This window comes from Stenotrophomonas sp. 3diitr2024, assembly GCF_042136455.1.
Classification (GTDB): domain Bacteria; phylum Pseudomonadota; class Gammaproteobacteria; order Xanthomonadales; family Xanthomonadaceae; genus Stenotrophomonas; species Stenotrophomonas sepilia.
On the sequence record NZ_JBHHMJ010000063.1, the window covers coordinates 1 to 12008 of the forward strand.

Annotated in this window: 1 protein-coding gene; it reads left to right on the forward strand. The window is 69.5% G+C overall.

Annotated features, from left to right (window positions below; genetic code table 11):
• Window positions 1-60: 60 nt before the first annotated feature.
• Window positions 61-11892, forward strand: a complete 11832-nt coding sequence (locus tag ABGA94_RS01265) for a filamentous hemagglutinin N-terminal domain-containing protein (RefSeq protein ID WP_375366159.1) — start codon at window positions 61-63, stop codon at window positions 11890-11892.
• The last annotated feature ends 116 nt before the right edge of the window (window positions 11893-12008 follow it).

The window sequence follows — 12008 nt, forward strand, 5'->3', positions numbered from 1 at the left end:
GCGGCCTCCGGCAGCTTCTACGAGCAGTCGGTCGAGCGCCGCATCTTCAAGCCGCTGGGCATGAACGATGCCAGCCTCGGCCTGGCCGGCATCCAGGCCAGCTCGCGCTGGGCGCGTCCGCATGTGCGCAGCCGCAACGGCCACGAGGCCGTGCTGGGCACCGCGCTGATGATTGCCGGTGGCAACAGCCGCACCGTGGCGCAGGCCGCAGCCGCGGCCCACCAGGTTGATGAGGTTCCGATGTCGCACCCGCTCCCGTCCGTTGTTCGTCCGGCCGCGTCGATGCGCCGCAATCATCCGATGGCGTGGGCCATCGCAGTCGCACTGGGGAGCATGGTGGCCCCGGCCAGCCAGGCGCAGCAGGCGTTCAGTCCGGGCTGGTTCGCCGAACGGGGCGCGGCCCAGGGCAGCGCGGCACAGAGTGGCCGGATGCCCAACGGCGTGCCGATCCAGTTCCAGTTGCCGGCCCAGCAGCAGGACGCAGCACGGCAGAAGCTGCAGCAGTCGATCGACAATCTTGGCACGGCGGCGCAGGCGATTGCCCTGCAGCAGCGCCTGCAGGAACAGGCGCGGCAGGCGCGCCGCGAAGCTGGCTTCATCGTTGCCGACGGCCTCGGCAAGGACGGCCTGAGCGTCGACCAGAATCCGCTGACCCGTGGCTGGCTCAACGCGCGCGAGGCGATCCAGTCGCAGGGCAGCGACGGGCGGGTGCAGGTCACGGTCGAGCAGACCGCGGACAAGGCGATCCTGAACTGGGAGACCTTCAACATCGGCGGCAGCACAACGCTGAACTTCCTGCAGCACCCTGACTGGGCAGTACTGAACCGCGTCAACGATCCGCAGGCGCGTCCCAGCCAGATCCTGGGCCAGCTGAAGGCCAATGGCACGGTGTTCGTCGCCAACCGCAACGGCGTGGTGTTCGGCAACAACAGCCAGGTCAATGTACGCAATCTGCTGGCGGCTGCAGCACGGATCAGCGATGCGCAGTTCCGCGACAATGGCCTGTACAGCCCCGACGCCAGCAGCAGCACGCTCAGCGATGCATTCGGCAAGGTGATGGTGGAGCAGGGTGCCCACATCGCGACCCATGAGCCGACCAGTGCGACGCGCGGCGGTGGCTACGTGCTGCTGGCCGGGCACAGCGTGGAGAATGCTGGCCATATCGAGGCGCGCAAGGGCCAGGTGCAGCTCGCTGCGGGAGACAGTTTCGTGATCCGGCGCGGCGTGGGTACGGCCACCAATACCAGCTCCACCACCCGGGGCAATGAGATCGCGCCGCGCTTCATCGCCGGCAGCACGGCTGGCAGCGTGCGCAACACCGGCCTGCTGCGCGCGCTTGAGGGTGACGTGACTCTGGCCGGGCGCAGCGTCGAGCAGGCCGGTGTGGCCGTGGCCAGCACCACGCTCGCACAGCGCGGCACCGTGCATCTTCTGGCCTCGGCCAGTGATGCCGGCAGCAGCGTCACGCTGGCCGATGCCGCCACTACGGCGGTGCTGATCGAGGACGATGGCAAGGCCACGGTGCTGGATACGCAGCGCGACAGCCTCATCAAGGAGTCGGCAGAGCAGGACGCGATCCGCGCTGGCGCGCGCTCGGCAACCTTCGACAATCTGTCCCAGCACAATGATCGCCGGGACCAGTCGCGGGTGGAGATCGTCTCGGGTGGCAACATCCATTTCAGCAGGGATTCGCTGACGGTTGCCACGGGCGGCCAGATCATCGCCGATGCGGCGGCCCGCAGCTACGTAGACGACGCCGCGCGCGTGGACGTGTCCGGCGCAGTGGGCGTGCAGGTGTCGATGGAAAGCAACAATGTCCAGGTCAAGGTGCAGGGCAACGAACTGCGCGATGCCCTGGACAACCGCGACAGCGGCAAGCTGACCAGCAGTGAAGTCTGGGTCGATCGCCGCAGGCTGGTCCACGTTCCGGCCGGTACCGGGGGCTACGAGGGGGAGCGCTGGTACGCTGCAGGCGGCCTGCTGGAGGTGGGTGGCTACCTCGACAACCAGGGGCACTCGATCGGCGAATGGGCTGCGCAGGGAGGCACCGTCCTGCTGGGTGGCAGGGAAGTGATCACGAACGGTGGCTCACGCATCAACCTTGCCGGCGGCAGCCTGGATGTGCAGAGCGGCGTGATCCGGCAGAGCTGGGTGCGCGGCGTCGACGGCCAGGTCTACCGCCTTGATGAGGCGCCGGCGGAGATGCTGTTCGATGGCCTGTACAGCGGCCATGAAGTAAAGCAGGAGCGCTGGGGCATCACTGAGACCTTCCGTGATCCGATCGTATTCGCGGCGCAGCGTGTCGATAACGGATACACCGTCGGCCGCGATGCAGGTCGGCTGATCGTCTCCGCACCGACCGCAGTGCTGGATGGGAAGGTTGAGACGACCACCTTCCAGGGCGCGCAGCAGAACCGCAGGCCGGAGGCCGCGCTGGATGGCTATGCGCAGGCGCAGACGGCAGTGGCGCGCAATGCGCAGCTGTACCTGGGGCGCTACGACGGCCAGGGCCGCAGTGGTGTGTTCGGCTCGGATGTGCGCCTGGATGACAAGGCTCCGGCGAAGGCGGCGTGGTCGCTGCTGGCTCCGATCAACGAGGAGCGGCGTGACACGGTGTGGTTGGATATCGCAGCGCTGAGTGCCCAGCAATGGGGACGGATCGACCTGGCGACCGCCGATCGCATCCGCATCGACGGCAGCCTTCGGCTTCAGGCAGGTGGACAGCTCAACCTGACCGGCAGCGAGGTCGAACTGGCAGGCGACATCGGCATTGCTGGCGGCCAGCTGTCGGCGGGCAACCTGCTGGATGTCCAGGGCCGGCCGACGGCGCTGCTGCACGACGGCCGCGCCCGCACCGCCATTGCCGGTGGCACGCGGATCGATCTCTCCGGCGAATGGAGCAACGCATCACTGCCGATGCCGCTCGACGCCAGCGGTGCCTGGACGGATGGCGGCCGCCTGAGCCTGAGCAACAGTCATGACGTGGTCGTGGGCGCCGAGGCAAAGGTGGACGTCGAGGCCGGCGCCGCGCTGGACCTGCGCGGCAAGGCCCGCATCGGCAAAGGGGGCAGCGTCAGCCTGCAGGCCAACAGCAGCACGGTTACGACCGACGGCAGTGGTCGGGTGCAGCTGGGTGAGGGGAGCCGGTTCAGTGGCCGAGGACAGGGCAGTGGTGCCTTCTCGCTGGGAACCGGTGGCCGCGTTCGAGTGGGCGATGCGGACCCGGCGGGCGCATCGCTACGACTGGACACCGGCTTGTTCGGCAGTGGCTTCGCGCAATACGACATCAATGGCCACCAAGGCGTGGAGGTGGCCGACGGCGCGCGGCTGGTCGCTGCCCTGCCAGGCCTGCGCATGACCCAGGACGCGCAGACGGCAACCGATCGGGCGTCCGCACTGGCGGCATGGGATGCGCCGCTGTACAGCGCCGATCCGTCGAACGGGCGCGTCAGCCAGCGCGCCGGTGCGAGCATCAGCCTGCGTTCGGACCGCAACGGCGTGGGCGGTGACCTGCGGGTCGGCAAGGATGCACTGGTGGCGGTCGATCCAGGGCAGACGATCTCGCTGCTGGGTGCAGGCAACATCGATGTTGAAGGCACACTGCGTGCGAAGGGCGGCCGCATCGTGATCGACGATGTGCGTCCGCAGGATGCGCTGTACGCGGGGCAGCGCACCGAACGCACCTGGCGTTTCGCCGAAGGCGCGCTGCTGGATGCCGATGCGGAAGCGATCTCGCTGCCCGATGCCAGCGGCCGCCTGCGCGGGCAGGTGCGCGCGGGTGGACGCATTGAGATTGGCGGGGCGCTGGACTGGGAGACCGCAGCATTCGTCGACAACCGACCACCGGAAGCGTTCGTAGTGGTCGAACGCGGCGCGCGCCTGCAGGCGCGGGGGGCGTCGGCCGAGCTGGATATCGACGGCCAAGGCCGTGTACGCGTGGACAGCGACGGCGGGCAGATCGTGCTGCGCTCGGCCAATGCGCTGTATCTGGAGGGCGGAATGGACGCGGCCGCCGGTGGTGCCGGCGCACGCGGTGGCACGCTTGGGCTGGCCTTCGGCGGCAGCATCCATGCACGTGGCGCCAGCGAGGAGGTACTGCGGGCACGTGCGATCACCCTCGGCCAGCACAGCGCACCGGTGCAGCCACTGCCGGCCGCATTGGAGTATGGCCACGCCGCGTTGTCGGTCGAGCAGCTGCAGGCGGGCGGCTTCGACAACCTGTCCGTGTTCGGTGACATCCGCGCCGTTGGCGATGTCGACCTGCGCCTGGCCCAGAGCCTGCGCATCCATGGCCAGGGCACTTCGAGCCTGGGCATGGCCGTGGATGCCGGGCCGTCGTCGGCGTTGCGGCTGAGTGCGCCCTACGTCCGCCTGGCGCAGGCGCGCTGGGGCCAGCTGGCGGGCGAGAACCTGCAGGGCACTGCGGCGGTCGCTTCGGCCGGGCCGGACGATCACGCGCTGGCGGTGCAGGCCGCGCTGATCGACATCCGCGACGTCACCTGGCTGCCCGGGTTCGACCACGTGGCGCTGGAAAGCCGCAGCGACGTGCGCCTGACCAACGGCATTGCCAGCAGTGGCAACACCAGCGCGTTGATGACGGCCGGTTCGATGGACGTCACCGCTGCGCGCCTGTACCCCACCGCAGGCGCGGTCGGCACGCTGGTGGCCGGCGCTTCGGCGCAGACCGTGCAGACCGCTGATTACTGGGCCGATCCAGCTGCCGTGCTGCGAATCCACGGCACAGGTGCGGCCACGCAGCCGGCGCCGGAATCGGCGCTGGGCACGCTTCGCCTGGTGGCCGCCACGGTGCAGCAGGGCGGCAACGTACAGGCGCCGATGGGCACGCTGCAGCTGGGCGGCCTGATCCAGAACGGAACCATCGGCAGCCGGGTGGAACTGCTGCCAGGCAGCGTTACCTCCACCAGCGGTGCCGGCTTGTCGCTGCCCTATGGTGGCACCGTCGATGGTGTCGACTGGCGGGTAGGCACGCGCAGCCTGAGCTCGCTGACGCCGGCCGGCATCTCCTCGATGGGGGTGACCCTGAAGGCCAACGAGATCGAGGTGGCGTCGGGGGCACTGCTGGACATGTCCGGCGGTGGTGAGTTGACCGGTGCGGCCTTCGTGTCCGGGCGCGGCGGCTCTGTCGACGTGCTGCGCACGGCGTTGGCCGACGCCAATCCGCGCTACGCGTTCAGTGCGTCAGGCAACCCGGTGTACGCGATCGTACCGGGACGCGCCGAGGCGTTCGCCCCCAGCGGCGAAGAAGGATTCGCAGCTCCGGCGGTGGGCCAGCAGATCACCGTGCCGGCTGGCGTGCCCGGCCTGGCGGCCGGCACCTACACGCTGATGCCGGCAAGCTATGCGCTGCAGCCCGGTGCATTCCGGGTGGAGCTGGGCGCTACCGGCACCTCTGGCATCGTGCAACCGATTGCGACCGGCACCGGCACCTGGCGTGTGTCCGGGCAGCAGCGCACGGCGCTGGGCGCGGCAATCTCGCCGTTGCTCACCGACATCCTGCTGACGCCCGCCGCAGTGGTACGCCGGCACTCGGGCTACAACGAAACCTCTTACAACAGCTTCGCGCAGTCGGTGGCCGACCGCCGCGGCGAGTCGCGTGGCTGGCAGACCATCGATGCGCTCGGGTTGACCCTAGCGCTGGGCGAAGGTGCAGGTCGTGCAGACACGCCTGCCATCCGCTTCGCCGGCACCGCGCGGTTCGGCGCCGCCACCGACAAGGGGCGCGGCGGCACGCTGGCAGCCACGTTGGCGAGCCCGGCGGTCGGTTCACTGGAGATCGTTGACGGTAGCGCGCAATCGCAGGCGCGTGATCGCGGCGCCACCTTCAGCGACGACGCGCTCAATGCCTTCCTGCCGGCACGGATGATCATCGGCGGGCAGTTCAGCCAGGAGGCCTCGCAGGTGGCGGTGACCGGCCAGGCGCGCAGTGTGGCGATCCGTTCCGGCGTCACCCTGAACGCACCGGAAGTGCTGGTGGCAGCGGCCTCCGGTGGCAGCGGCGTGCTGGTCGAGGCCGGTGCGACCCTCGATACACTGCCGTTCGCAACCGCCAACGCGGGTGCCAGCGCGACGCTGCCTTACCAGGTCTCCGGCGGCCTGCTGGCGGTGTCCAACCAGCGCCTGAACCTGATCACCGGCACCACGGGCGTGGAGGCCGGTCCGGTGGCGATCGACATCGGGGGGTGCCAGGCGGCGTGCGACGGCCAGGCCCGGCTGGTTTCCGATGGCAGCATCGCGGTAGCGACCGATGGCACGCTGCAGATGCGCGACTCGGTCAGCTATGGCACCCGTCAGCTCGGCCTGAGCATGGCGGCGCTGAACCTCGGCAGTGCCGAAGCGATCGCACAGGCCGCTGCGGCAGGGGCACTGCCCAGTGGCATGACCATGAACCAGTCCGTGCTGCAGCAACTGCTGCGCGGCAATGATGCCACCGGCGCGCCGGCGCTGGACACGCTGAGCCTGGTCGCGCGGGAGTCTGTCAACGTGTTCGGCAGCGTCGACCTGGACGCGCGCGACAGTGCCACCGGCCGCAGTGGCCTGCAGACGCTTGTGCTGGGTGCGCAGGCCATCCGCGGCTACGGCGCGGCGACCGACCGTGCGCGCATCCTGGTGGACACGCTGGTCTGGGACGGCGCATTGGCGGCGAGCCAGGCGCCGGGCAGCGACGCGTCGGTGCCGCCGGCCGATCCGATGGTGGACCGGCTCGGCGCCGGGCAGCTGGACCTCGTCACCCGCCAGCTGCAGCTCGGGCGGGCACCATTCAGCCGTCCCAGCTCTGAAGTACCTGCGAACCGGCAGGTGCTCGGATTCAGTGCGCTGAACCTGAGTGCTTCGGAGCAGCTGTCGTTCTCCGCGCAGGGCACGCTGGACGTGTTCCAGCAGCGCGGCGACTATCTGGCCGACAAGGGCTGGCAGTACAGCGGAGGCAGCCTCGGCATCGATACCTCGTTGTTGACCGCCGATCCCGCCGCGCAGCTGCGCGTGCGCACTGGCGGCGAGTTCCGCCTGCAGGGGGGCACCGGCAAGGCGGGTGGCGATGCACTGGGCAGTGAGCTGAGCATCGACGCCAACCGGATCACGCTGGACAGCACGATCGCGCTGGCGTCAGGACGGCTGTCGGCGAGCGCACGCCAGGGCATCACGCTTGGCGGCCGGGCGGTGCTGGACCTGGCCGGGCGCAAGGTCCCGCTGTACGACGTGGACAAGTTCAGCTGGGGCGGTGATGTCCTGCTGTCCAGCGACACGGGTGACATCCGCACCGATGCTGCCTCCCGCATCGATGTTTCTGCCCGCAACAACCGCGCCGGGCGCATGACGGTCACCGCAGTGGCCGGCCAAGCCGATCTGGCCGGTGTTCTGCAGGGTGCCGCCAGTGGCCGCTACGATGCCGGCGGCACGCTGGTGCCCTACGACGGTGGTGAACTTGTGGTGCGGGCACGCCAGCTGCAGGACTTCGCCGGCCTCAACCAGCGATTGACCGCCGGCGGTGTCGTTGGCGGCCGCAGCTTCCAGATCGGTGAAGGCGATCTTCGGATCGGCGACGAAGTGAAGGCGCGCCGGGTCGACATCAGTGTCGACGCGGGCAGCCTGACCGTGGCCGGCCGCATCGATGCCAGCGGCGAGCAGGTCGGCAGCATCCGCCTGTACGCCCGCGACCAGTTGCAGGTGGACGGTACGCTGGACGCGCACGGTACCGGCCTGCGCGTGGACAGCCATGGCAAGATCATCGACAGTCCGAACCGGGCCAGCATCACCCTGGGCAGCGCCGAAGGCGCCGTGGGTCTGGGCAGCGCGGCGCACCTGGACCTGCGTGCCGGCAGCGACGTTGCCGTCGGCGACGGCCCTGGACAGAACGACGGCATGGCGCGGGGCTCGCTGAAGATCGATGTGCCGCGGGTGGGCAGCAACGACGCAGCGATTGCCGCGGCCAATGGCCTGCGCATCGATGGCGCGGCCGACATCCAGCTCAATGGTGTCCGTCGTTACGACGATGCGCCCCTGGCCAGCACCGCTGATGTGCGCGGCAACCGCGCGCAGCTGGTGACCCAGCAGTGGCTGGACCAGGTGGTCGATCCGCACAGCGTGGCGTGGGTCGATGGTGCGCTGGGCAACCCGGACCTGCAGCAGCGCACGCGCGCGCTGGGTGATGTCCGCCTTCGTCCCGGCGTGCAGGTGGTGGCGCGGCGCAGCGACGCCAACCCGGACGGCGACCTGACCATTGCCGGCGACATCGATCTGTCCGGCTACCGCTACGGGCCCGACGCCAACCGCGCCGATCCATCGCGGCGTGGCTTCGGCGAATCGGCCTCGCTGGTGCTGCGGGCCGAAGGCAACATCAATGTCTACGGCAGCATCAACGATGGCTTCGCACCGCCACCGCCCACGCCGGATGAGGGGGGCTGGCAGCTGTATGAGGGTCGCAATGGCAGCGCGGGGCACACCCCCTTCGGCAGTGGCCTGGTGGTGCCGGTGGACGGAGTGAAGCTGCAGCCCGGCACCGAGTTCCAGGCCGGCACCCGCCTGAACTACGACGTGCCGGTCGAATCGGTAACGCTTCCGGTTGGTACCGTGCTGCCCGCGCCGATGGTGATCTCGCAGAATCTGCGCCTGCCCGCGGGTACTGTACTGGGTGCGGCAGTGACCACCGACTCCGGGCAGACGCTGGCCGCGGGCACCGTGCTGCAGGAGCCGCTGGTGCTGGCGGCAGGTGCGCGGCTGGGAGCCGGCTTCCGCCTGCGCAGTGCGGTACAGGTGGCGGCACAGGAGTGGCCCGCCGGCGCGGTGTTGCCGGTTGCGCTGCGCCTGGCACGGGAAGTCGCGCTCAAGGTGGGCGCGTACATTCCCTCGTTGACCAAGGTGGAGCTGCCCGGCGACGCGCCGGTGAATCTGAGGCCGGCCGATGCCAACGGCAACCAGGGGCGCAACTGGGCGCTGGCGCCGATGCTGGCCGAGGGCACCACCTCCTGGGACTTGACCGTGGTTGCCGGTGCCGATGCCGGGGCGGCCGATCCACGCAGCCGGCGCTGGGGTAGCGAAGGCAGCGTGGTGCTGGCTGATACCCACCAGGGCTCGATCGGCACGGTCAAGTCCGAGATCATCTGGGTGGGTGATCGTGCGTTGACCGAGCGGGCATCGTTGGACTGGATCGGCGACACGTCCTATGCGGGCCGCCCGATCGCAGAGCTGGCTGACATGTTCGGCTTCACCGAAGATGAGTTCTGCGCGATGTCGGCCGACTACTGCGGCCCGGCACCCCGCCAGGTGGCCGCGCAGGGCTCGCTGGATTACTGGGGTGACGAGTCCTACGTGGGCACCCCTGCGAAGGACTTCGCCGCGATGTTCGGCATGACCGAAGACGAGTTCTGCAGTACCGCGCCCACCTACTGCGCCGGCGGCGGCACGCAGACCGAAGTGACTACCTACGGCAAGCGCGCGGGCACGCCGGCGTGGAGCGTGCTGCGCACCGGCAAGGGGGACATGGAACTGCTCGCTGCCGGTGACGTCGTGATGAAGTCAGGCTTCGGTGTCTACACCGCCGGCACTCCCACCGCGCTGGGTGGGGGCCACGACGCTGCCTTCAATTCGCCCCGTGCAGCGGCTCCCTGGAACACCGCACTGCTGGGGCCGAACCTGGTGCCGGGCAGCTATGACGCAGCGATCGCAGGCTACCAGGCCTGGTATCCCGATCATGGTGGCAACCTGCGGGTCGAAGCCGGGCGCGATATCGTCGGCGACGCCTGGACCGCGCGCGCGGAGTCGGGCACCAGCGAGCGCGACTGGGCGCTGTACTCCAGTGCCGCAGTCGGCAATTGGCTGTGGCGGCAGGGAACCGGCAGCACCAGCGGCGTGGAGCCGGTGCCGACCAGCTGGTGGGTGAACTTTGGCACCTACACCAACGTGTCCGCTGCCGCTGGCGCCTCTCCGCGGATGGTCGGCTTCACCGGCTTCGGCACCTTGGGTGGCGGCGACCTGACGCTTGAGGCCGGGCGCAATGCCGGCGTCCGCGATCCGATGGGCGACGCGCTGGGCTCGCTGAGCGCACCGCGCTCGGGCGCGATCATCGCGGCGGTGGGATCGACCGGCCGGGTCAGCAATGGCCAGCTGCACCTGACCGGTGGCGGCGACCTGCGGTTGCGCATCGGTGGCGCACTGAATCCGAATCTGCAGGCGACGATCTCCAGCCTCAATCCCTCCAGGGCGGGACAGAATCTCGACCTCAACGGTACCTTCAGCAATCTGCGTGGCAGCCTGCAGCTCGATGCCGGGCGCATCGGTGCAATGGGCGTCACCCTGGAAAACTACGCGACGCTGCGTCAGCAGCGCGCCGCAGACCTGTTTGCGCCCGACGCCGCCCGCGCAATGGGCGGACCGGTGCTGGTGCTGGGCGATGCGGTCGCGCAGCTGCAGGCACGGGGCGATGTGGTGCTCGGCGGGATCGCCGATGCAGGCCGGGTGCCGCTGGCCAACTACAGCGCGGTGCTGCAGGATGATGGCGCGCGCGCTGCAGGCAGCACGTGGTTCTCCCTGTGGACCGCCAGCACGGCCGTGGATCTGTTCAGTGCCGGTGGTGACCTCGCGCCAGGCCTCGCCGGGCCGGATAACGTGACCGGCAGCAATCTGTGGCGCGAGCAGGTCCAGCTTGATGTGCGTGGCGGTGATGATCTGCTGAATTACTGGCTCTATCCTTCGCGCTTCAGCGCCATTGCTGCGCAGGGCGACATCAAGCTGGACCGGATCAGCGCCACGCCGGGGACGCAGGATGTGATCCTGCTGGCACCCTCGGCAACGGGACGGTTGGACGTCCTGGCCGGGGGCAGCATCTTCGCCCAACGTGGCGCGACCCAGATCGCGCGCTCGGGCGCGGATGCGCGGCTGCCGGGACCCTTCGACCCCGCATTCCTGGCCCAGCAGGGGGATTCCGGCGGCAATGTGACCCGCTCGCGGCACAACCTGTCGGTCGACGGCAACATTGCATCGCCGGACGCGTCGCTTCCGCTGTTTGCGTTCGGTCCGAATTCTCCGCTGTCCACCGTATCTGCGGCGCTGGCGCCGAGCCGCTTCTACGCGGTGCAGGGCGACATCATCGGTCTGGCCACCGGCGCCCGGCGCACGCTGGATCCCAACGTGGGGCAGCGCACCCAGCTGAACTGGTTCGAGGCCGCCGGCGCCAGCTGGCTGCGTGCCGATCCGGCCTGCATGGTGCCGGACATGCACGGCGCGCGGATGATGGCCTACGGCGAAACACTGCGGCCGACGCTGGCCGACAGCCTCGCGTTGCTGCCGGTGCTGCAGCCATTGTTCGCCGATGCCGGCTTCGTGCTCGACGCACCCGATCCCTCGCGCTGGTACCTGCGGCTGCCGATCGACAGCGAGCTGCCGGACTTCGACAGCCCCGACGAGGTCCTCGGCGATGACCTGTTCTCGCATCTGCCCGAAGGCGAGGGCGGTCGTCGCTGGCGGGCGCTGATGACCGAGGCGCAGGTGCTGCTGCACAACCATTCCTGGAACCAGCAGCGTGCCGCACAGGGACAACAGCCGATCAATTCGCTGTGGTTCTGGGGCGGTGGCGTGATGCCGGTGTCGGTCAGCACGCCGCACGCGCAGGTGCGCAGCCGGGACGCGCTGCTGCAGGGCCTGGCCCTGGCGGCTGGTGTGGCCGTGGATGGCGAGCAGGCGGTGGATGCGCTGGTCGACCTGCGCCAGCTGCGCTCTTTGCAGCAGCTCGGCAATGATGCGATCCGGCCGCTGCTGGCCGCGCTCAAGCGTGGCGAACTGCAGCGGCTGGTACTGGACTTCGAGGACGGCCTGCAGTTCCAGCTGGACCGTGGCCAGCGCTGGCAGTTCTGGAAGAAGCAGCGCCAGCTGCACGACTGACCGGGGTCGGATCCGTTTTCCATCGGAAAATCGCTCTGACCCCGATGTTTGCCGGGGTTGCCGGCCAGCGGCCGGCACTACCGCAGGTAGCGGCGCCTCAACGGACCTCGCTGACC